The following is a 21,510-nucleotide window of genomic DNA, read 5'->3' on the forward strand; positions in this document are numbered from 1 at the left end:
CGGCGCGTTGTTGCCGTCCTCGTGACCCATCCAGTAGAGCAGGGTCTGTTTCAGCGGGAGCCCATGGACGAGGGCGGCGCCGTGTTCGCGGTACGACGGGACCATCCAGTCGTCGTCGTCGAGCGCGAACGCCGAGCCGATCTGGGCCCCCTCCTGACCGGAGAGCGGGGGGTACGTCCCCATCCGCCCCTGTCGCTGGAGGCTCACCGCGCGGCCGTCAAAGTGACGCGCCAGCCGCATGTGCCTGTACATGTCGACGAGCGATTCGTCGTCGAGGTCCGGCACGTCGCCGACGACCTCGCCGTCCTCGTCGAGGACGCGAATCGTATCGTCGTACGCCCTATCGAACACGTTCACGGTCGAACCCACCTTCGCATGTAGGATCCCTTCACCGCCCGGGTAATATCGTTTTCGTAAATAATTTAGTATACTCAGAAATAGCGGCGTCGCTCTGAGAGACCGTCCATCAGACGGGTCGAGAATCGGACGTTTCTGAACAAACTCGGAGCATCACGGCAATATTTTCGCCAACATGGGCGGTTCAGCGGTTAGTAACGGACGAACAGGAAGGTTTTCGTCCGCGCGTCCGACCGTCATCGAAGTGCGGTCCGAACGTCGCGGACGGTCGGAGCGGACGGCGCCGTAGCTCAACGGTGGACGGGTCTCTCCCGGATCGACGGAGCGGTGGAAATGGAAGGAATCGGCGGCTACCCGAGGCGGAAAGCGGGTTCGTCCGGCTCGCCGTCGAGGTCTTCGAGCTGGATTACGTCGTCGTCCTCGTCCTCGAGCTGCTCCCGGAGGTGATTGACGTACCGCTTGTGCTCTTCGAGCTGCTCCCGGAGGTGTTCGGCCTCGAGTTCCAGCCGCTCGTGCTCGCGGACGAAGCTCTTCGGAACCTCGACTTTCGGGGGAAACGGCTCGCCGTCGTCGCCCGCGTCGGCCAGTTCCGACTCCGGGACGACCCGGACCTGGCCGTCGTGGGCAACGAGCGCGTCCACGTAGTCTCGGAACACCGCCGACAGCGAGATGTCCCGCTCCTCGGCGATGTCGCGAAGGGCCTCGAACGCGTCCTCGTTGACGCGGAACGAGATGGTCTTGTTCTTGTTGCCCATCACCCGAAACGTGGGCGCGCGGATCACTTAATGGTTTGTCAGACAGTCGCAAGAAACAGCGAAAAGTGAGTCGTTACGGGGTGACGCGCCCGATCGGTTCGTCGAGGCGGTCGGCCGTCGCCGGTCAGGGCTCGGGCGTCTCGGCCGGGTCCGGCTCGTCGCCGGCGTCGCCGGCGAGCTCGTCGCCGCTCTCGTCGAGGTCCTCTAACGCCGACAGCGCGGCGGCCTTGTACGTCTCGGGGTCGAGGTCGTACTCCTCGCGGGCCATTCGCGCGTACTCGTTGCCCTCGTCGTCGAACGCGGCGACGCGCTCGACGGTACGGCGGGCGGTCTCCGCGACCCAGCGGTCGCGGGTGGCGGCGTCGACCTCGGTGATCGACTCGGGGCGGACGGACACTCGGACCGTGCCGTCGTCGGTCTCGTAGGTCCGGGGTTTCCCCACGACTGCGACGTAGGCCGGGGGCTCCAGGTCCCGGAGTTTGGAAGCGGCCTCGGGCTGGTACTGGCCGGCGTACACGAAGAACGTGCCCGTCGGGTCGACGATGCGACCGCGCCAGTACTCGCTGTCCTCGCCGACGTCCTCCTTCTCGGTGAGGGTGCCGACGAAGAACACGCGGTTCGAGGACTCGCCCGTCGGCAGCAGCGCGTAGACGGGGGCCCGCTCGTCGTCGGACTCGGTGAACGTGTAGCCGGCGTCGTTGAACTCGCTCGCGAACACGCGCCGGGCGACCTCTCGGGTGGGGGCTGACTGGCTCATTTCAAATCGACCTCGCTTCGATCAGCGCGCTTTCAACGTCGACGGTGCCGGGGTCCTCCATCTCGTCGACCAGGACGTACCGCCCGAAGGTCGGGCCGGTGACGCGGTAGTAGCGCCCGAGCACGTCCTCGCCCATCTCCTCGGCGACGACGGTGGTGTCGAGCGCGTCCATCGCCATGTCCTTGGCCTCCTCGAGGGTCATGCCGGTGAGATCCTCGGTGGCCTCGCGGTCGAAGATGACCTCGGTGACGGTCTCGCCGTCGTCGAGGACGCCCTTGATCCGCAGGTCGAACTCGCCCTCGACCTGGCCGTGCTCGGAGCAGCGACCGTTCTGGAGGACGCGCGTACAGTCCTCCTCGGGGCAGCGCTTGATCAGCCCGGAGCCGGACTGGATGTCGACCAGCGCGCCCTCGACGGTGTCGGCGTTGTCGCCGACCTCGATCGCTTCGTCGATCTCGGTGATACCGGTCGTCCGGTTGAGCTTCACCGAGTAGCTCCCCTCGTACTCGTCGGTGACGACGTTCGAGAGCTCGTACGCCTGTTCCTCCGTCAGCTCGGGGAGGTCGGAGGTCTCGAAGGCGACAAACTTGATCGTGCCCGACTCGTCGCCGAGGAGCCCGACCTGCGAGATGGAGTCGCTGCGGGGCTCCCACAGGTCGACCAGCTCGACGCGCAGGTCCACCCACTGCTCGTCCTCGTCGATGTCGTTGACGAGGACCTCCTCGCTGCCGCCGCGGCCGAGCTCGTCGCGCTCCATCCCGGCGTCTTCGAGGTAGCTGTTAGTGACGCTCCGGCTCGCCTCGTCGAGCGGCACGCGGTACTCGTCGACGAGCGTCGTCAGGCGCTCCTCGACGTCGTCGGGGTCGACGTCCGTGTGGTCCGAGAACTGTTCCGCTATCGCTTCCGCTTCCTGTCGCAGTTCGCTCATGGGGTGTCTCCGCCTCCGGTCTTGTTTCACTGGGAGGCGTACGTTCGTTGGTTCCTCACCGTGTTAAAACGCCCGTGACCGCGGTGAAAGTGAACGTATCCGTCGAGAGCGCGCTTCTCTCCGGAATTCTCCGGATCGGCGCCGGACCGACCGCGGATCAGATGCTCGGAAGACACCGGTGCGGCGGCGGCCGCGTCAGACGCGCGTCAGCCGTGCGCGGGCGCCGTTTCGAGTGGAACCGTCCCACGGTTTGCGGTAGCACGGAGGGGGACGAGCCGAACGGAGGAACGGGTGTTCGGGACCCTCACTCGTCGGCGTCGGGGAACGGCACCTCGATCAGGTCGCCGTCGTCGGGGAGCAGGCACTCCCCGTCGAACGCCTCGCGAGCGTCCCGGCGGATCGGGCTCGGGTTCGCGGCGTAGCGCGAGGAGATGTGGACCAAGGCGAGCCGCTTCGCGTCCGCGCGGTCGGCGATCGACCCCGCCTCGCCGCCAGTCGAGTGGGCCGTGTCGCGGGCGCGGTCGGCCATGTCGTCGGCGAAGGTGGCGTCGTGGATGAGCAGGTCGGCGTCCGCGGCCGCTTCGACCGTCGACTCGCGCGGGCGCGTGTCCGCGGTGTAGACAAGCTTCCGGCCCGGACGCGGCGGGCCGACGACCTGCTCCGGCTCAACGACCGTGCCGTCCTCGGCCTCGACCGGCTCGCCCTCGTGGAGGCGGCCGAACTTCGGCCCGACGCGGACGCCGAGCTCCTCCGCCTTCGGGCGGTCGAACCGGCCGGGGCGGTCGTCCTCCGCTAGGACGTACCCCTGCGAGACGGTGCGGTGTTCCGTCTCGAACGCGCGGATCTCGTACTCGTCGGTCTCGTGGGCGACCTCGCCGGGAGCGACCGGTTCGATCCGGACCGGGAAGGCGGGGTCGTGGCCGACCGCGTGGACGAGGTCCCGGAGGTGCCCGTCGGTCCCGGGCGGGCAGTGGACCGTGAGGGGGTCGGTGCGGTCGTTGAACCCGAGCGTCTGGACGAGGCCGGGGAGGCCGAGGACATGGTCGCCGTGGAGGTGCGAGACGAACACGCGGTCAACGGCGAATCCGGTGCCGCTGCGCATCATCTCGCGCTGCGTGCCCTCGCCGCAGTCGAAGAGGAAGCGGTCGCCCTCGCGGTTGACGAAGACGGCGCTGGCCGCGCGCTCGACGGTGGGAACGGCGCCGCCCGTCCCGAGGAACGTGACGCGAAGAGACATGGCGACTCATCGGGTCGGCGGTTGTAAACCGGTGTCGATGCGGGGGAGGAGGGCGCCGGATCGGGCGAGCGGCCGATCGGTCGACACCCACATGAGTCCGGCCGCCCAAGAGCGACCATGCGAGAGCCGATCGCCGCCTTGGTCAGACAGGAGGGGTGGCGCGCGGAGGGCGCGGCCGCCCGCGTCCACTACGAGGGGGGCCGGGACCGGTACGCGGTGGAGTTTTACGCCGAGACGGGCCACGTCCTCTACTGGTCCGTCCCGACCGACGAAGACGAGGAGGGAACGGCGACGCCGGTCCCGCGGGACGGGGTGCCGGACCCGCTCCGGCGACGTGTGCGCGACGACCTCGACGAGGCCGGGATCGACACCGCCGTCGAGCGGCGCGAGCTCTGAGCCCGGCGCGCGGTCGGCGTGACCGAGGTCGCCGCGCGCGCCGGACTGACCGTCGGGTCGACCGCTGCGCCGACGCCGGTGACCGCGGTGGTTCCGGGAGAGATCACCCGATCGAACGGGTGTTACCGGCGTTTTCTGCCGACGTATTTCGGTTCGAAGGAAACCTATTTGCTCGTCTACCTGATACGAACTCGTGATGAGTGGCGTCGAATGGGAGGACGACGATCCCTTCGAGGAGCAGCGGGACAAGATAGAGAATCCGATGAAGCGGCTGTTCGTCGAGTACGGCCGCGACTACGTCCCGCAGGTGACCGTTGGGGTGTTCGCGAGCGTCTTCGCGCGGCTGCTCGACCTGCTCCCGCCGCTGATGCTCGGGATCGCCATCGACGCCGTGTTCTACGAGGACGCCCTGTTCAGCGAGCAGATCCCGCTCGTCGTCCTCCCCGACGCGTGGCTGCCGACGGGACAGACCGCGCAGTTCTGGTTCACCATCGCCGTCATCGGGGGCGCGTTCGGGATCGGGGCCGGGTTCCACTGGATTCGGAACTGGGGGTTCAACGCCTTCGCCCAGAACATCCAGCACGATGTCCGGACGGACACCTACGACAAGATGCAGCGGCTCAACATGGAGTTCTTCTCCGACAAGCAGACCGGAGAGATGATGTCGATCCTCTCGAACGACGTGAACCGGCTCGAACGGTTCCTCAACGACGGGATGAACTCCCTGTTCCGCCTGTCGGTGATGGTCGTCGGCATCGGCGTCCTCCTCTTCTGGATCAACTGGCAGCTCGCCTTAGTCGCGCTGCTGCCGGTGCCGATCATCGGCGGGTTCACCTACCTGTTCATCAGGATCATCCAGCCGAAGTACGCCGAGGTCCGCTCGTCGGTCGGGAAGATGAACTCCCGGCTGGAGAACAACCTCGGCGGCATCCAGGTGATTAAGTCATCGAACACGGAGCCGTACGAGTCCGACCGCGTCGACGACGTGTCGATGGACTACTTCGACGCCAACTGGGACGCGATCACGACCCGGATCAAGTTCTTCCCTGGGCTCCGCGTGCTCGCCGGGGTCGGCTTCGTGGTGACGTTCATCATCGGCGGCCTCTGGGTGTTCCAGGAGACGCCGCCGGGACCGTTCACCGGCGAGCTCTCGGTGGGGATGTTCGTCGTCTTCATCCTCTACACCCAGCGGTTCATCTGGCCGATGGCGCAGTTCGGGCAGATCATCAACATGTACCAGCGCGCCCGCGCCTCCTCCGCGCGGATCTTCGGGCTGATGGACGAGCCGTCGCGGCTCGCCGAGGACCCGGGCGCGGAGGACCTGACGGTCGGCGACGGCGACGTGGTGTACGGCGACGTTTCCTTCGGCTACGACGACGAGACGATCGTCGAGGACGTCGACTTCGCCGTCGAGGGCGGCGAGACGCTCGCGCTGGTCGGCCCGACCGGCGCGGGGAAGTCGACCGTGCTCAAGCTGCTCCTCCGGATGTACGACGTCGACGAGGGGTCGATCGAGATCGACGGACAGGACGTCCGCGACGTGACGCTCAAGTCGCTCCGTCGCTCGATCGGCTACGTCGGGCAGTCCTCGTACCTGTTCTACGGGACGGTCCGCGAGAACATCACCTACGGTACCTTCGGCGCCACCGACGAGGAGGTCCGCGAGGCCGCCGAGGCCGCCGAGGCGCACGAGTTCATCCAGAACCTCCCCGACGGCTACGACACCATGGTCGGCGAGCGCGGCGTGAAGCTCTCCGGCGGGCAGCGCCAGCGCGTCACCATCGCGCGGGCGGTGCTCAAGGACCCGGACATCCTCATCCTCGACGAGGCGACCTCGGACGTCGACACGGAGACGGAGATGCTGATCCAGCGCTCGCTCGACCGGCTCACCGAGGAGCGGACGACGTTCGCGATCGCCCACCGGCTCTCGACGATCAAGGACGCAGACACGATCCTCGTGTTGGAGGGCGGGCAGATCGCCGAGCGGGGGACGCACGACGAGCTGCTCGACAACGACGGGCTGTACGCGCACCTCTGGGGCGTTCAGGCGGGCGAGATCGACGAGCTCCCGCAGGAGTTCATCGACCGCGCGCAGGAGCGCACGGCGCGGATAGTCGAAGAGGCCGATACCGACGACGACTGATCGGGGCCGCGCGCCGAGCGGAATGGGGCGGGGCTCGACCGAAGAGTCACCGCGGAAGCCGCGTCCACTCGTCGGCGGCCGCCTCCGGGGACGCGTCGGCGTGCCCGAGCGCATCGAGAACGGCCTCGCGGACCTCCGACGGATCCCGAAACTGCGTCTCCTCGCGCCCTTCGAGCAGCCCGTCGAGCCGCGCCGTCCTCGCCGGCGTCTCCAACGTCGCGGCGCCGTACTGCTCTATCAGCTCCGCCGCGGTCACCGGATAGCGGTGTTCGCGGAGCGCCCGCTTCAGCGGGCCGAACGTCACGGCCGGAGCCGAGTCGTGTGCCCCCGTATCGTGATCCGCGTTGTCACCGCTTATAGAGCCGCGATCCGCGGGAAGCGTCATAATACCCCGGGAGCGGCCGCGGGGCGAGCGCCCATGTCTCGCGAGCGGTCGACCGCCCCTGCGCCGCGGCGACCACCAGACGCCGGCGGTGACCACTCGGCATCGGCGATGACCGCCGGCTATACGACGCCGGCCACCGAGGCGTCGGTATGCGCCTCAGCGAGGTCACGTGGACCGACGTTCGCGACGCCGACGTCGACGTCGCGTTCCTCCCGGTCGGCAGCACGGAACAGCACGGGCCGCACGCCCCGCTCGCCACCGACGCGCTGAACGCCGTCGCGGTCGCGGAGGCGAGCGCGGACGCCTACGAGGAGACGGGTACGGACGACGAGGGGTCGGGCGGCGAGCCGGGAGCGGACCGCGGGGAGGTCGCGGTCGCGCCGCCGATCCCGGTCGGCGTCGCGGAGGAGCACCGCGCCTTCGACGGGACGATGTGGGTTTCCCCGGAGACGTTCCGGGCGTACGTCCGGGAGTCCGCGGAGTCGCTGGTCTCGCACGGGGTCGACCGCGTCGTGTTCGTCAACGGGCACGGGGGGAACGTCGAGGCGCTGGCGGAGGTCGCCCGCCGCTTCTCGCGCGACGACGCCCACGCGGGGTACGGGGTGGCGTTCACGTGGTTCGAGTCGGTCGGCGACCACGCGAGCGACATGGGTCACGCTGGCCCGCTGGAGACGGCGCTGCTGCGCGCGACGAATCCGGACTTGGTCCGCGAGGAGCGGGTCGACGATGCGAGCGCGGGCGCCGCCGACCAGTGGGGCGAGTGGGTGTCTGGGGTGAACCTCGCGCACGACTCTGCCGAGTTCACCGACAACGGCGTCGTCGGCGACCCGCGGGAGGGCGACGCCGAGCGGGGCGCGGTCCTGCTCGACCGCGCGAGCGCGGCGCTCGCGGCGCTGGCGGAAGCGGTCGCTGACCGGAAGTCGACGTAGGGCGCGGCCGGAGCGGAGGGTTACTCCTCGTCCGCCGCGTCCTGAAGCGCCCCGCGGATCGCGGGGACGGTGCCGGTGAGGGAGGCGACCTCGTCGGCGGCGCTCTCGATGTCGCCGACGAGCGATTCGAGCTCCTCGATCTCCGCTTTCAGGTCGGCGGCGTCCTCGAAGGCGTCGGCGCGCTCACCGAGGACGTACGCCTTCTTCGCCGAGCGGACGCTGTCGACGGCGTCGCCGGCGTCGAGCGCGGATTTCAGTCCGTTAAGCGCGCCGAGGACGTTGTCCGCGTCCGTCTCCCACACCGCGTCCGGGTCCGGGAGTTCCTCGCGCGCCGCGGCGAGGTGATCTTCGACCTCCGCGCGGGTCTCCGCGGCCGCCTCGCCGAACAGGTCGTCGTCATCGAACGTGGACTGGCCCATACCGGACCTGTCTCGCCCGGGCCTTTTAAAAACGCGCCCGAAAGCGGAAGTGAAACCGACGGAGAGGACGGGTCGAGTGCCGGATCGAGCGGGTCTCGCGTTCAGTTTCGGTCGGCCGGCGGGCTCAGATGCGAACGAGCAGCTCGACGGCGATCAGCGTCACGAGGAGGGCGAGAAGGCCAGCGAGGACCGCGAGCGTCCGGAGCTGATCGAGCACCGCGTCCGTCCCGGGCGTCGCCGCGAGGAGGGCGGGACGGTCGCGGAGACCGGACTCGCCGTCCGGGTCCGAGTCGGCGCTCGGGGAGCCGCCGGCGGGCGGGCCGGCGTCGGTCCGCGAGTTCGGGTCCGGCACGGGCGGGGGTTCGATCCGAATCCTCGTTAAACCGACTATGAGGCCACAATACCGGTATTGAGCGTTACGGAGATCGGTCTCGATTCCACGACGCCTCCTCGAAGTCGACGATCCGCTCGCGGCGGTCGAGCGCGTCGATCCGGGCGAGTTCCTCGTCCGTCAGGTCGATCTCGCGGGCCGCCCAGTTGTCCTCGACGTGGCCGAAGTCGGCCGCCTTCGGGATCGGCGCGACGCGCTCCTTCGAGAGCAGCCACGCGAGGCTCACCTGGGCCGGGGTCGCGTCGTGGGCCGCGGCTATCTCTCGGAGAGCGTCGACCTCGGCGACGCGGTTGCGCGCGATCGGCGAGTAGGCGACGAGCCAGTGGTCGTGTTCGACGGCGTACTCGCGGAGCCGCTCCTGTTGAAGCAGGGGGTGACACTCCACCTGGTGGGCGAACACGTCGTGGTCGAGGCGGTCGAGCGCCTCGTCGAGTTCGTCGGGCTCGAAGTTCGAGAGCCCGATCCGATCTATCACCCCGTCGTCGACGAGGTCGTCGAGCGCGGGCAGCGTCTCCGCGGGCTCGTAGGTGTTGATCGGCCAGTGGACGTACAGCAGGTCGATCGAGTCGACACCGAGCCGGTCGCGGCTGGCGCGGGCGGTCTCGACCGCGTCGTCGTACGAGAGGTTGTCCGTCGAGAGCTTCGTCGCGACGAACAGGTCCTCGCGGTCGCGGTCGATCCCGTCGCCGACCGAGGCCTCGTTGTCGTACCCCTGGGCGGTGTCGACGTGGCGGTAGCCGGTCTCGATCGCGTGGGCGACGCCGGCCGCGCACTCCTCGCCGGCGGCCAGCTTGTACGTCCCGTATCCGAGTCTGTCGAAGGCGGTCGCCATGCGCGTCCGTGCGGGCGGCGACGCCCTCAACGTACCGGTCCCGGCGGATCGGGGTGTCAGGCCCGGCGGCCTCGCGCACGTGCTCGCTTTCCGCTCGCCGAGCCGCCGGTACCGCCCGACTCGACCGCGAGCAGAGTATCACTGGTAATATTCGGGGAGGAGTTATTATGACGATAGGATCTCTGCCGTTCGGTATACATGCAAGAGGGATCGGCCTCGGGCGTCCGATCGAGCTACGGTGCGAAGCTCGCTCTGTCGCTGATCGGGGTCATGGCGGTCTCAGTTTCGTACGGAGTCATCGTCTATCTACGCGCGGAGGGGACCGGCGCCGCGGGCGCCGAAGTGCGCTCCGGACTGGTCGGGATGACGCTGTTGACGGTGATCGGGCTCGCGCTCATCGGCGTCACCGTCGGCTCGAACACGGTCATCTCCCTGCGGCAACTGACTGACAAGGCCGAGCGGATGGCCGAGGGAGAGCTCGACGTGCGGCTCGACACCGGGCGAACCGACGAGATCGGGCGGCTGTTCCACGCGTTCGACGAGATGCGCGGTTCGCTGCGCTCGGAGATCTCCGACGCCGAAGCGGCCCGCGAGGAGGCGGAGCGAGCGCGACGGGAGGCCGACACGCGCGCCGAGACGGTCGAACACAAGGCGACCGAGTACGAGTCCGCCATGCGCGCGCTCGCCGACGGCGACCTGACGCGCCGGGTCGACCCCGAGAGCGACAACGAGGCGATGGCGCGGGTGGGCGCCGCGTTCAACGAGATGGCCGACGAGCTGGAGGGGACGGTCGCGTCCGTCGCGACCGTCGCCGAGGACACCGCCGACGTGGTCGGGACCGTCGACGACCGCACGGAGGACCTGCGGGCGACGACAGGGACCGTGAGCGAGGCGGTCGAGGAGATCGCCGAGGGCGCGCGTACCCAGCGCGACGACCTGCGGGCGGCGACCGACGAGGCCGAGAACCTCGCGTCCTCGGCCGAGGAGGTCGCCTCCACCGTCACCGACGTGGCGGAGACGGCGGAGCACGCGGCCGCGGTCGGCGAGGAGGGTCGCGAGGCGGCCGAGGAGGCGCTGGCGGAGATGGACGCGGTCGAGGAGACGACCGCGGAGACGACCGCGGAGGTCGAGGCGCTCGCCGAGGAGGTCGAGGAGATCGGCGAGGTGGTCGACACCATCTCGGAGATCGCGGAGCAGACGAACCTGCTCGCGCTGAACGCCTCGATCGAGGCGGCCCGCTCCGGGGCCGACGGCGCCGGCTTCGCGGTCGTCGCCGAGGAGGTGAAGGCGTTAGCCGAGGAGACCCAGGAGTCGGCGAGCGAGATTGAGGCGCGGATCCACTCGGTTCAGGAGCGCGCCGAGACGGGCGCCGACGCGATGGCGCGCACCGAACAGCGGATCTCCGCCGGCGTCGACACGGTCGAGACGTCTATCGACGCGCTCGAACGCCTCGCGGAGGCCTCCGAGCGCACCGACACCAGCATGACCGAGATCACCCGCGCGACCGAGACGCAGGCCGACTCCGTCGACGCGGTCGTCGGCCACGTCGAGGACGTCTCCGCGATCAGCGCGCAGACGGCCAGCGCGGCCGGCGACGTCACCGGCGCGGTCGACGAGCAGGAACAGACCCTCGGGGCGGTCGAGACCGCGGCCGGGTCGCTCTCCGACCGCGCGCTCGCGCTGCGCGACGCGGTCGACGACTTCGAGTTCGCGGCCGCCGACGGCCTCGGCGCCGCGAGCGGCGGAACGGGCCCCGCCGCGACGGGCGACGGCGTCACGGGCGACGGCGCCCCCGCGGTCTCCGACGGGGGAACCGCGGGCGGCGACGAGACCGAGTTCGACTTCTCACGCGCCGACGGGAGGGGCGACGACGCGGCCGCCGAGGAGGGGGTGAACTGAGATGCTCGTCGACACCGCCGTTTGGGCGTGGATCGGCGCCCTCGCGATGGGCGCGGGCACGGTACCCCCGCTGTGGGCGTTCTTCTCCCGGTCCTCGGAGACCGGTGAGTCGCACGCCGTCTACTACGGGACCCTCGCCGGCGTCACCGGCGTCGCGGCGCTCGCGTACCTCGCGATGGCGCTCGGCGTCGGCACCGTCTCGCCGTCGGCCGGGGAGCTCGACGCCGCTCGGTACGTCGACTGGCTCGTGACCACGCCGCTCATACTCCTCTACCTCGGGCTGCTCGCCCGCCCGTCCCGACGGGTGCTCACCGGGCTGATCGGCGTCGACGTGGTGGTCATCGCCGGCGGGGTCACCGCCGCCGCCACCGGCGGAGCGGTGTCGTGGGCCGCCTTCGCCGTCGGCGGAGCCGCGTACCTCGCGCTCGTCTACGGGCTGCTCGTCGCGCTCCCGCGGTCGGCATCGGCGGAGGGCGACCGGGTCCGCGCCGTCTTCGGCACGCTGCGGAACATCACCGTGGTGCTGTGGACGCTGTACCCGGTCGTGTGGCTGCTCGCGCCCACCGGCTTCGGCCTGCTGACGTCCGCGACGGAGATGCTCGTGTTCGTCTACCTCGACATCGTCTCGAAGGTCGGCTTCGTCGTCATCGCGGTCGCGGGCGCGGACGCGCTCGACCGCCTCGGCGCCGATGAGTTCGCCGCCGCCGACTCGGCGGCAGAGGAGCGGACGGCCGCCCTCGGCGACGACTGAGCCGCGGAGATTTTTCCTGCGTTACGCGTCGTCCGCGACGAGGTCCTCGTAGCGCGCGCCGGTCTGTTTCAGCGTCTCGGTCGAGTAGAGTCGCTCGTGGTCGAACGGGAGGTGGTCGGTCGCCAGCTCGTCGATCTTCGCATCGACCGCCTCCGCCTCCCGGCCGTGGATCATCGTGAACAGGTTGTACTCCCAGTCCTGGTCGGGGCGACGCGGGCGGTGGTAACAGAGCGTGACGTACGGGAGGCTGCCGACCGCCTCGCCGCGCTCGTCGAGCTCCCCGTCCGGCACGTCCCAGACCACCATACAGTTGTTCGTGAAGCCGGTGACGACGTGGTTGACGACGCAACCGATCCGCTTGATACAGCCGTCGGCGAGGAGGCGCTCGACCGCCGCGAGCACGTCGTCGACGGGCGCGTCGATCTCGTTCGCCACGTCGGCGTAAGGGGTCGCGGACAGCGGGAAGCCGTCCTGGATCGCCAAGAGGAGGTCCGCTTCGAGCGGGCTCAGGTCGCCGCGCGCGTCCTCGGAGATGCGGGTGGCGGAGACGTCGGTGTGGTCGAGCGACTCCCGCGCGAACCGGTCGGCGTTGACTACGGGGAACTCAAGGTCGATATAGTAGTCCGTGAGCATCGGGAGCGCGAGCACCTCGCAGCCGGTTCGCTCCTCGATCTCCGCGAGGATCTCGTCGCGCTTCTCGCGGGAGCCCGCGGTGACGACGAACCACTGGTTCCACTCGTGGTCGCGGCGGTAGTTGTGGTTCACCTGCCGGTACCCGTTGATCACCTCGGCGACCTCGTCGAACCGGTCGTCCGGCGCGCGCACCGCCGCGAGCGTCGACGAGCCGATGACCGGCGGGTTGAGGACCGCGCCGAACCGGCGGAACACGCCGCGCTCGCGGAGGTCGCGGACGCGGTCGAGGAGGTCGTCGGCGTCGACCGCGACGCCCGTCTCGGCCGCGATCTCGCGGGCGACCCGCTCGAACGGACGGCGTTCGACGGGGAAGCCGCTCTGGTACTCGTCGATGAGGGCCGCGTCGACCGCGTCGAGGTCGGCCCGCCAGTCGGCGTCCAAACTCATTGCATTAGTTAGGGGGCGGGCGTACGTACGGGTTTCGGAGCCGGTCCGACGGGCTGGGGGTCCGGGCCGACCGGTCGTCAGCGGGGGACGGGCCGCGCTGCCTGGCGCGTCAGTCGTCGGCGGGGGCCTCGCCGGGCGTCGGCGCGAACGCCCGGGCGCTCTTCTCCAACTGCGCCGTCGAGCAGCCGCCGACGGTCGCGGCCTGTTCGAGCGTCAGCGTGCGGGACCGATACAGCGTGAGCGCGGTGGCGACGGATTTGGACGTCATCGGGTACGATCGATAGCTATCTGGACAAGCATATAACTCTAACGCTATTTTGACTCTGATACGGTACACTTACAGATTAGTTTTAGCGTTTATTCACATATTTTCCCACAGAACAAGACATTCGTTCATTTGTACTGTGTGAGTGAGTACCACAGATCGGGCGAGAGCGGTCGCGCCGTCCCGGCTCATCGCTCGCGCGCGGTGTTGCCGCGTCGAGTCGGAGGGCGGAGGCGGTCCCTCTCGTTCCCGCGGTGCGGGAGTCGAACGGGGGACTTTTCGTGCGAGAAGCCTAACGGAGCGTATGGCTCAGGCGACTCAGGAGTTCGGCGACTGGCCCCTCAAGCGGCTGATGACCGAGGTCTGCGGCTCCGGCCACAAGTCGGCCGACGACCTGACGCGCGCGCAGGCGACCGAGGCGTTCGAGCGCATCCTCGCGGGCGAGCCCGACCCGACGACGCTCGGGGCGTTCTGGCTCTCGAACCGCTGGAAGCGGAACACGGCCGAGGAGCTCGGCGCGTACGTCGACGTGATGTGCGACCGCGTCGAGTACGCCGAACCCGACGCCGACCCCGTCGACTGCGGCGCGAACTACGACGGGAAGGGACGGACAGCGATCCTCGGCGTTGCGGCGGGCGCGGTCGCGGCCGCCGCGGGCACTCCCGTCGTCGTCCACTCGGGCGACCGCGTGCCCACGCAGAAGCAGGACGCGTACAAACACGTCCTCGACGAGCTCGGCGTCCACACGGAGCTGACCCCCGCCGACTCAGCCGACATGGTCGACGAGACCGGCTTCGGCTTCTACTACCAGCCCGCGTTCAACCCCGCCATCGACGACCTGTTCGACCGGCGCGACCAGATGGGCGTCCGGTCGTTCGTCAACACCGTCGAGACGCTGGCGAACCCCGCCGGCGCGTCCGTCCACCTCGGCTCCTTCTACCACCTCGCGTTCGCGAAGAAGGTGGTCGACACGTTCGTCGAAAGCGAGTTCCACGACCTCGACCGCGTCCTGATGTTCCAGGGCATGGAGGGGTACGACGACGTACGCCCCGGCTACACCAAGGTCGCCGAGTGGGACGCGTCGGGCGACGACGGCGAGGGCAGCGAGGGCGCGTCCTTCGACGACTTCGAGATCGAGACCGCGGAGTACGGGATGGACCTCGAGGAAGACGACCTCGCGGTCGACGACGTCGCGACCGACTCCGCCGCGATCACCGAGGAGGTGCTGGCGGGCGAGCGAGACGGCGCCTTCGCGGACGCGGTCGCGGTCAACGCCGCGCTTCGGATCTACGCCGGCGGCGACGCCGACTCCATCGAGGAGGGCCTCGACGCCGCCCGCGAGGCCATCGACGACGGCTCCGCGCACGACGTGCTCGAAGCGATGCGGGAGTTCTGAAGGGGCGCGACGCGGGCGTTACAGTTCGCGGGCGGGCGCCGGGGGCATCGCCCGCTTGTGGGCGCTGCGCTCGTGGAGGTCGACCACGCGGTCGACGGCCTCTTCGGGCACGTCGAGTTCGCTGACCGTCGCCGACCGCGAGAGTCCGCCGTCGACGTGGACCGCGAGGATGGCGTCGACGGTGTCGTAGTCGAGCCCCATCTCCTCGGCGTCGGTCTGGCCCTCCCACATCCCCGCGGTCGGCTCCTGCATCACGAGGTCGCGGGGGACGCCGACGTGGGCGGCCAGCTGGCGCACCTGCTGTTTGTAGAGGTTGCCGATGGGGTTACAGTCGACCGCCTGGTCGCCGTACTTCGTGTAGTAGCCGGTCATCGCCTCTGCGCGGTTCCCGGTGCCGAGGACGACCCGGTTCTCGGCGTTAGCGACGAAGTAGTTCAACACGGCGCGGGTGCGGACGTAGACGTTCCCGGCCGCCATCTGGTCCGTCGCGGCCTCCGGGACCGCGTCGAAGAAAGCCTCCGCGATCGGCTGGATCTCGATCACGTCGTACTCGACGCCGAGGTCGTGGGCGACGCGCTCCGCGTCGCTCATCACGTCCGCGTCGTTCACCGCCGAGGGCATCGTGAGGCCGTGGAGGCCGTCCTCGCCGAGCGCCTCGACCGCGAGGTGGGCGGTGAGCGTCGAGTCGATACCGCCCGAGAGGCCGAGGACCGCCCCCTCGGCGCCCGCGTCGTCGACGACGTCGCTGATGAACGAGACGATGCGCTCGCGGGTCGCCGCAAGTTCGTCGTCCGAGAGGCGGAGGTCGAGCGGGGGGTCGTCCGACAGCAACACCGACTGCTCCGATGCGTGGCTCATACGTCTATTGAGGGGCCGCAGCGATTAATACCTCCGCGTTGGCCCCGTGAACTGGACGCGTGTCGGGTTCTGTCCGGTCGCCGGCGGACGCCCGGAGGGGTCGCCTACAACAGCCCCTCGCGCTCGGCGAGCAGGAGCCCTTCGAGCGTCGCGTCGTTCGTCGGGGGCTCCCGGGCGATGTCCAGCGCCTCGTCGACCGGGGGCGCTCGCGGCGCGAGGAACTCGTTGCTGTCGTGGTCGACGTCGACCGGCTCCAACCCCTCGGCGAACACGTAGCCGCGCTTGTGGCGCAACACGCCCGTCGAACACCACACCTCCTGGAGCAGCGACGTCGAGGACGGCGCAAAGCCGGTCTCCTCGGCGAGTTCGCGCGCACCGGCCTCGGTGTAGGACTCGCCGGACTCGACGATTCCGGCCGGGAGCTCCAGTTGCGTGTTCCGCACGGTGGGCCGGTACTGCTCGACGAACAGCACCCGGTCGTCGGCGACCGCGACGATCACCGTCGCGGGCGACAGCTCCGCCCAGTAGTACTTCTTCTCCGTGCCGTCGGGCTGCTCGACGCGGTCGTAACCGCCGACGAACCACCCCTCGTCGTACTCGACGACGACCTCCTCCACCGGCCACTCGGGCTCGCCCGGCAGCGAGTGGTTGCGCCCGTCAGAGAACGCGGGGAGCTCGCGGAGGTCGGCGGCCGGCGCGTCGGCGCCGGCGGGTCCCTCGTCCGTCACGGGCGGACCACCTCGGCGTGGTACATCTCGCCGCCGCGACGCACCCGCACGCCGGTCTCGGTCGAGGCGTTCGGCACCTGTTGGGTGAGCGCGTCGACCTCGTCGAACGGGGTGTGGGTGAACCACTCCTTCATCCCGTACGGCCCGGCCTGGTAGCCGTCGGAGCGCCCGTCAGGGCTCTCTATCGCACCGATCAGGTACGGGTACCGGCGGTCGGAGACGTTGTTCACGTCGGCGGCGGTGCCGTTCGTCTCGATCGGTTCGACGGTGAGGTAGTAGGGGTCGCCGCTCCCGAGGTAGCTCGGGAGCGCGCCGAGCGCGAGCAGCGCGACGACGACGAGAACGATGGCGATGAGGAGGTTCCGGGTGACCCGGCGCATGGTCGCCGTAGGGTCCCGCGGGGAATACCGGTTTCGGCCGACCGGACCGCGGTCGGCGGGACGCGACCGCGTGGGTGACGACTCGCGGTGACGCGACCGCGACGGCGGCGATTCACGGCGAGAGGGCGGCGACGCGTTTTAGCCCGAGGCCGCCCTGTTCGCGGTATGGAGTACCGGTTCGAGCTGGCGTTGTGCGCCGCGCTCGAATCGCCTGACCGGGTCGTCGCCCGCCAGCTCGGGGCGGGCGTCGAGACGCCCGGCGCGCGCATCGTCGATGTCTGTCTGCTGTCGCCGGGACCCGGCTTCGACGACCGCGCCGCGATCAGCGCCGAGCGGATCCCCGGTCCGGCCGTCGAGGCCGCGGTCGGCCCGGGCGAGGCCGTCCCCGTCGCCGACGCCTTTGACCTCCCGCCGGACCGGGCCGCAGCCGTCGTCGACCGCGCGGTCGAGGTCGGCTACCTCGAACGCGAGCGGCGGAACGGCCGGGAGGTCGTCCGCGCGACCGCGCGCTACCCGGACGACTGGGTGGGCGAGCTCGTCGCCGTCGAGAACAAGCCCGACCTCGGGACGCCGGGCGACCTGGAGGCGCAGCTCCGGTACGACGCCGCGCTCGGACTCTTCGACGAGGTGGTCCTCGCCACCGCCTCGTACGTCACCCGCGCGCACCTCAATCGGATCCCGGACGCGGTCGGCGTCTGGCGGTTCGACCCGGAGACGGGCGAGCGCGAGGTCGTCCGCGAGCCGACGCCGCTCGACCCGGCGGCGCCGGGCGTCGAGATCCGCGACGAGCGGCCCTCCCGCACGGACGTGGCGCTCGTCGGCCCCGAGGCGAAGGCCCGCAAGCGGCGGCGGGTCGCCGAGCGCGCCTACGGGAAGGGGTGGCGCCCCGACCCGCCGGCGTGCGCGCACGGCGAGACGACCGCCGACGGGCGACCGCGCTGCGCGCACTTCGACCGCGTCGTCGACCCCGGCCGCGAGTGCGGAGGCGGGTGTCCCGCGTTCGAGGCGGCCGACACGCCGGCGGCCGAGCGCGACGGCCTCCGCGACGAGCGGACGGCGTGGGTCGCGGCTCCCGAGGGGGACGGCCCGCGCCGTCAGTCCGGGCTCTCACGGTATCTGTGAGAACGCTTATACGGCGAGGGCGGGTCTCTCCGGTATGGACGAGATCGAAGACGTCTTCGTCGCGCGACTGATGTCGACGGACCTCCACACGGTGACGCCGGACACGTTGGTCGAGGACGCGGCCGCGGTGCTGCTCGAAAACGACATCAGCTCCGTGCTGGTCGTCAACGACGACGGCGACCTCGTCGGGATCCTCACCTCGACGGACTTCGTCGACATCGTCGCCAAGAGCCAACCGAAAGCCGAGACGACCGTCGAGCGGTACATGACGCGCGACCCGATCACCACCGGCGCGCAAGACGACGTGTCGGCGGTCGCCGCGACGATGCTGGAACGCGGGTTCCACCACGTCCCGGTCGTCGACGGGAAGACCCCCATCGGCATCATCACCACCTCCGACTTCGCCGCGTACGTCTCCTCGCCGGAGTCGGTCTCCGCGTAGGGCCCGCGGGCCGGCGTCCGGTCGGCGGTCGCCCCGCGCGTCTCCGTCGCGAGGCGTCCGCGACCGCGACAAGTGACGCCACTTCCTGTGGCCGTATTACCCCGGAACGCGTACGGTGGTCCGTGTCCGATCACCTACACCTCAACCTCTTCACCATGACCTCTGTGGAGCACGTCTCGCCCGGGTCGTGGCGGTACCCCGGCGACCGGTCGGCGGACTACGCCGACCGCGAGTACTGGACCGAGGTCGCGCGCACCGCCGAGCGCGGCGGCTTCGACGCGGTGTTCTTCGCCGACGTGCGCGGAATCTACGACGTGTACGGCGACGACCGCGAGACGGCCGTCGAGCGGGCGGTCCAGACGCCGGCGAACGACCCGCAGCTGGTCGTGCCCGCGATGGCGGAGGTCACGGACGACCTCGGCTTCGCGGTGACGCGCTCGACGACGTACACCCACCCCTACCAGCTGGCGCGGGAGTTCTCGACGCTCGATCACCTCACCGACGGCCGGGTGGCGATCAACGTCGTCACCTCGTACCTGGAGTCTGCCGCGGCGAACCTCGGCCTCGACGATCGGATGGACAAGGAGACGCGCTACGACCGCGCCGACGAGTTCCTCGACGTCTGCTACGAGCTGTGGGAGGAGTCGTGGGAAGACGACGCGGTCGAGGTCGACCGCGAGGCCGGGCGGTACAGCGACCCGGAGAAGGTCCACGCGATCGATTACGAGGGCGATCACTTCTCTGTGCCGGGGCCGCACGGCTGCGAGCCGTCGCCTCAGCGCACCCCCGTCGTCTACCAGGCCGGCTCCTCCGACTACGGCCGGTCGTTCGCCGCGCGCAACGCCGAGGCCGTCTTCGCCAGCCAGCCGACCGAGGAGGGCGTCGTCGAGTACATGTCGGACGTGAAGTCGCGCGCGGCCGACGCCGGGCGCGACCCCGAGAGCCTCCGCTTTTTCATCGGCGTGGTGCCGATCGTCGGCGAGACGCAGGCGCTCGCGGAGGCGAAGCACGCGGAGTACAAGCGGCACGTCGACGTCGAGGCGACGCTCGCGCTGCTGTCCGGCTTCCTCGACATGGACCTATCCGAACTCGACCCCGACCAGAAGGTCGAACACATCGAGACGGACGCGATTCAAGGGACGATGAACGCGTTCACGAAGGCGCAGCCGGACCGCGAGTGGACGGTCCGCGAAGTCGCGGAGTTCTGCGGGCTCGGCACCACCTCGCCGAAGATCGTCGGCACCCCGGAGGTGATCGCCGACGAGCTCCAGCGCTGGCACGAAGAGGTCGGCGTCCACGGGTTCAACGTCAAGGAGGTCGTCCGCCCGGACTCGCTCGTCGACTTCGTCGACCTCGTCGTCCCGGAGCTCCGCGAGCGCGGGCTCGTCCCCCCGGCCGACGCCGAGCCGCCGGGTGAGACGCTCCGCGAGCGACTCCTCGGCGAAGGACAGACGCGGCTCCGCGCCGACCACCCCGCCCGCCAGTAGCGGGAGAGAGTCCGCCGCCGAGTCGACGGGACCGGACCGCAGTCGGGCTGTTTCGGTTCCTGTTGGTCACGTGTTGTGAACATCTTGCCGCTAGCTAATACGATAACGCTGCCGCCCCCGGCACGTTTAAGTATCTACCTCCGCTTGTTTCGGGTGACGCTTCGCTTGGAGGGCCGAAGCGTCAGCGGGGACCTACTGAACGACACGCTCGTGCCACCTTTTCCCGGCACGGGTGTGCCGTTCGTTCCTTTGACTCCCGAGCTACGGGTGTTCCGTCCGTTTGCGACGACGGCGTGGTAGTGATGGAAGCGCTCGTCACCGACCGGTGCGCCCAGCGGCGTCGCACTCACGCGCGGCGGTGGATGTGGCCGACGGGCGCCAACCGATCGTTTCAGAGGTTCTCTTGCTGGTACGCGCCGTCGTACGTCCCGTCGTGGTCGGCCTCTGCGAGCACCAGCTGCGCGATCCGCGCGCCCGGCTCGATCTCGATCGGGTGTCCCACGTCGAGGCGCCCCTCGCCGACCCCCTCGTAGCCCGCGTCCCACACCGCGGTGTCGAGGGTACAGGCGTTCCGCAGCAGCGTCGAGCGCGGGAGGACGAAGCCGATCCGCTCGTCCGGGATCCGCACCGGCTCGCCGTACCGGACGACGTAGCTCCCGCGTTCGAGCCGGTAACAGTCGCCCCGCGGCTCCAGCTCCCGGCGCTCGCCCACGCGCTTCCCGTCGCGCCCGAGCCGGCCCGGTTCCGCCTGTTCGAACAGCGCGTCGACGGTGAGGTCGACGCCGTTCGGCTGTCGCTGCGCGTCGTCGAGGTCGGCGCCGGCCGCGGAGAGCGCCGCCGCGACCGCGGCTCCCGAATCGAACATGCGCGTCCGGAACCGCGGCCGAGCCTAAACGGTGTCGACCGCGCCGCGGGTCGCTCGCGCGGAAAGCAGCAGCTCTCGCCGGAGGCGGGGAGACGGTGGTTTTCGGCCGTTTCAGGCGTTTAATGACCTAAAATACTCGGCACGGCTACGTATTTCACGGTGTATGGTACCACTGTGAGTTCACAGCAAACGTTGCCGCATCGGACGATCTAACACGGTCGATCTTCGGGAAACTCGCGGGTTTTATATCCACGGGAGAGCCAACTGCGGATGATATGGGACAAACGATTACAGAGAAGATCCTCGATGAGCATCTCATCGAGGGCGAGCTGACGCCCGGCGAGGAGATCGGCATCGAGATAGACCAAGTGCTGACGCAGGACACCACGGGGACGATGGTGTGGCTCCAGTTCGAGGCCCTCGAAATGGACGAGGTCCAGACGGAGCTGGCCGCGCAGTACTGCGACCACCAGACGTACCAGTTCGACTTCAAGAACACTGACGACCACCGCTTCCTCCGCTCCGCGGCCGGCACGTACGGCGCGTACTTCTCGCGGCCCGGCAACGGTATCTGCCACCAAGTCCACAAGGAGAACTTCGCGGCGCCCGGCAAGACGCTGCTCGGCTCCGACTCGCACACGCCGACCCCCGGCGGGCTCGGCCAGCTCGCGATCGGCGCCGGCGGGCTCGACATCGCTGTCGCGATGG

25 protein-coding genes are annotated in these 21,510 nt (G+C 69.7%); 10 read left to right on the top strand and 15 right to left on the bottom strand.

What is annotated here, in order from left to right; genetic code table 11:
* The 5 genes from B9G38_RS06960 to rnz all read right to left on the bottom strand — a co-directional run.
* A partial coding sequence (locus B9G38_RS06960; protein ID WP_255375964.1) for a thiamine pyrophosphate-dependent enzyme occupies positions 1-357 on the bottom strand: 357 nt, incomplete at its 3' end.
* A gap of 350 nt (positions 358-707) precedes the next feature.
* The gene (locus B9G38_RS06965; protein ID WP_049932250.1) at positions 708-1,112 is read right to left on the bottom strand and encodes a CopG family transcriptional regulator; all 405 of its coding nucleotides are present in this window, start codon (positions 1,110-1,112) and stop codon (positions 708-710) included.
* 124 nt (positions 1,113-1,236) lie between these two features.
* Positions 1,237-1,869 (bottom strand): RPA family protein, encoded by a 633-nt coding sequence (locus B9G38_RS06970; protein WP_086219920.1) that lies wholly within the window; start codon positions 1,867-1,869, stop codon positions 1,237-1,239.
* A 1-nt stretch (position 1,870) separates the two neighbouring features.
* The gene (locus B9G38_RS06975) at positions 1,871-2,797 is read right to left on the bottom strand and encodes a replication factor A (protein ID WP_086219921.1); all 927 of its coding nucleotides are present in this window, start codon (positions 2,795-2,797) and stop codon (positions 1,871-1,873) included.
* A 304-nt stretch (positions 2,798-3,101) separates the two neighbouring features.
* Positions 3,102-4,034, bottom strand: a complete 933-nt coding sequence (gene rnz / locus B9G38_RS06980; RefSeq protein ID WP_086219922.1) for a ribonuclease Z — start codon at positions 4,032-4,034, stop codon at positions 3,102-3,104.
* A 117-nt stretch (positions 4,035-4,151) separates the two neighbouring features.
* Here rnz and B9G38_RS06985 point away from each other — a divergent pair, with 117 nt between their 5' ends.
* Positions 4,152-4,430: a hypothetical protein gene (locus B9G38_RS06985; RefSeq protein WP_049932243.1), complete on the top strand. Its 279-nt coding sequence runs from the start codon at positions 4,152-4,154 to the stop codon at positions 4,428-4,430.
* A 196-nt stretch (positions 4,431-4,626) separates the two neighbouring features.
* The gene (locus tag B9G38_RS06990; RefSeq protein ID WP_086219923.1) at positions 4,627-6,573 is read left to right on the top strand and encodes an ABC transporter ATP-binding protein; all 1,947 of its coding nucleotides are present in this window, start codon (positions 4,627-4,629) and stop codon (positions 6,571-6,573) included.
* Between the two features lie 46 nt (positions 6,574-6,619).
* Here B9G38_RS06990 and B9G38_RS06995 read toward each other — a convergent pair whose 3' ends face one another.
* Positions 6,620-6,958 carry a hypothetical protein gene (locus tag B9G38_RS06995; RefSeq protein WP_086219924.1) on the bottom strand — a complete coding sequence of 113 codons (339 nt, stop codon included), beginning with the start codon at positions 6,956-6,958 and terminating at the stop codon, positions 6,620-6,622.
* A 149-nt stretch (positions 6,959-7,107) separates the two neighbouring features.
* Between B9G38_RS06995 and B9G38_RS07000 the strand changes: the two genes are divergently transcribed.
* Positions 7,108-7,887 (top strand): creatininase family protein, encoded by a 780-nt coding sequence (locus B9G38_RS07000; RefSeq protein ID WP_086219925.1) that lies wholly within the window; start codon positions 7,108-7,110, stop codon positions 7,885-7,887.
* 20 nt (positions 7,888-7,907) lie between these two features.
* Here the strand turns inward: B9G38_RS07000 and B9G38_RS07005 are convergent, their stop codons facing one another.
* From B9G38_RS07005 to B9G38_RS07015, 3 genes are all read right to left on the bottom strand, one after another.
* Entirely contained in the window at positions 7,908-8,306 is a 399-nt protein-coding gene (locus B9G38_RS07005; RefSeq protein WP_049932236.1) for a DUF5790 family protein, read from the bottom strand.
* Between the two features lie 124 nt (positions 8,307-8,430).
* Complete coding sequence (locus B9G38_RS07010; RefSeq protein ID WP_086215298.1) at positions 8,431-8,658, bottom strand: hypothetical protein; 228 nt, start codon at positions 8,656-8,658, stop codon at positions 8,431-8,433.
* A 64-nt stretch (positions 8,659-8,722) separates the two neighbouring features.
* Entirely contained in the window at positions 8,723-9,529 is an 807-nt protein-coding gene (locus tag B9G38_RS07015) for an aldo/keto reductase (RefSeq protein ID WP_086219926.1), read from the bottom strand.
* Between the two features lie 198 nt (positions 9,530-9,727).
* Between B9G38_RS07015 and B9G38_RS07020 the strand changes: the two genes are divergently transcribed.
* Together B9G38_RS07020 and B9G38_RS07025 are read left to right on the top strand one after the other, a co-directional pair.
* Positions 9,728-11,428 (top strand): methyl-accepting chemotaxis protein, encoded by a 1,701-nt coding sequence (locus B9G38_RS07020; protein ID WP_086219927.1) that lies wholly within the window; start codon positions 9,728-9,730, stop codon positions 11,426-11,428.
* Between the two features lies 1 nt (position 11,429).
* Positions 11,430-12,179, top strand: a complete 750-nt coding sequence (locus tag B9G38_RS07025; protein ID WP_086219928.1) for a bacteriorhodopsin — start codon at positions 11,430-11,432, stop codon at positions 12,177-12,179.
* Positions 12,180-12,200: 21 nt separating this feature from the next.
* Here B9G38_RS07025 and B9G38_RS07030 read toward each other — a convergent pair whose 3' ends face one another.
* Positions 12,201-13,259: an Lrp/AsnC family transcriptional regulator gene (locus B9G38_RS07030; RefSeq protein ID WP_086219929.1), complete on the bottom strand. Its 1,059-nt coding sequence runs from the start codon at positions 13,257-13,259 to the stop codon at positions 12,201-12,203.
* Between the two features lie 109 nt (positions 13,260-13,368).
* Entirely contained in the window at positions 13,369-13,527 is a 159-nt protein-coding gene (locus B9G38_RS18205; protein ID WP_167373093.1) for a hypothetical protein, read from the bottom strand.
* A gap of 301 nt (positions 13,528-13,828) precedes the next feature.
* Here B9G38_RS18205 and B9G38_RS07035 point away from each other — a divergent pair, with 301 nt between their 5' ends.
* Positions 13,829-14,920 carry an anthranilate phosphoribosyltransferase gene (locus B9G38_RS07035; RefSeq protein ID WP_049932227.1) on the top strand — a complete coding sequence of 364 codons (1,092 nt, stop codon included), beginning with the start codon at positions 13,829-13,831 and terminating at the stop codon, positions 14,918-14,920.
* Between the two features lie 18 nt (positions 14,921-14,938).
* Here B9G38_RS07035 and B9G38_RS07040 read toward each other — a convergent pair whose 3' ends face one another.
* From B9G38_RS07040 to B9G38_RS07050, 3 genes are all read right to left on the bottom strand, one after another.
* A complete protein-coding gene (locus B9G38_RS07040) occupies positions 14,939-15,778 on the bottom strand; it encodes an NAD+ synthase (protein ID WP_086219930.1) in 840 nt (279 codons plus the stop codon).
* Between the two features lie 104 nt (positions 15,779-15,882).
* Positions 15,883-16,506, bottom strand: a complete 624-nt coding sequence (locus B9G38_RS07045) for an NUDIX hydrolase (protein WP_086219931.1) — start codon at positions 16,504-16,506, stop codon at positions 15,883-15,885.
* Positions 16,503-16,886 carry a hypothetical protein gene (locus B9G38_RS07050; RefSeq protein ID WP_086219932.1) on the bottom strand — a complete coding sequence of 128 codons (384 nt, stop codon included), beginning with the start codon at positions 16,884-16,886 and terminating at the stop codon, positions 16,503-16,505. Before B9G38_RS07050 ends, B9G38_RS07045 begins: the two co-directional genes overlap by 4 nt.
* 165 nt (positions 16,887-17,051) lie before the next feature.
* Between B9G38_RS07050 and B9G38_RS07055 the strand changes: the two genes are divergently transcribed.
* The 3 genes from B9G38_RS07055 to B9G38_RS07065 all read left to right on the top strand — a co-directional run bounded on the left by B9G38_RS07055 (position 17,052) and on the right by B9G38_RS07065 (position 19,937).
* Positions 17,052-18,008: a DUF5787 family protein gene (locus tag B9G38_RS07055; protein ID WP_086219933.1), complete on the top strand. Its 957-nt coding sequence runs from the start codon at positions 17,052-17,054 to the stop codon at positions 18,006-18,008.
* A 34-nt stretch (positions 18,009-18,042) separates the two neighbouring features.
* Positions 18,043-18,450: a cyclic nucleotide-binding/CBS domain-containing protein gene (locus tag B9G38_RS07060; RefSeq protein WP_086219934.1), complete on the top strand. Its 408-nt coding sequence runs from the start codon at positions 18,043-18,045 to the stop codon at positions 18,448-18,450.
* A 122-nt stretch (positions 18,451-18,572) separates the two neighbouring features.
* Positions 18,573-19,937, top strand: coding sequence for an LLM class flavin-dependent oxidoreductase (locus B9G38_RS07065; RefSeq protein ID WP_086219935.1), 1,365 nt, complete (start codon positions 18,573-18,575; stop codon positions 19,935-19,937).
* A 391-nt stretch (positions 19,938-20,328) separates the two neighbouring features.
* On the opposite strand, the gene B9G38_RS07070 is transcribed toward B9G38_RS07065, so the two are convergent.
* Positions 20,329-20,802: a deoxyuridine 5'-triphosphate nucleotidohydrolase gene (locus B9G38_RS07070; RefSeq protein ID WP_049932211.1), complete on the bottom strand. Its 474-nt coding sequence runs from the start codon at positions 20,800-20,802 to the stop codon at positions 20,329-20,331.
* A 275-nt stretch (positions 20,803-21,077) separates the two neighbouring features.
* On the opposite strand from B9G38_RS07070, the gene B9G38_RS07075 reads away from it, so the two are divergent.
* Positions 21,078-21,510: aconitase family protein (locus tag B9G38_RS07075; protein ID WP_255375965.1), on the top strand; the 433-nt coding region annotated here is incomplete at its 3' end.

Source organism: Halorubrum sp. SD612 (assembly GCF_002135005.1).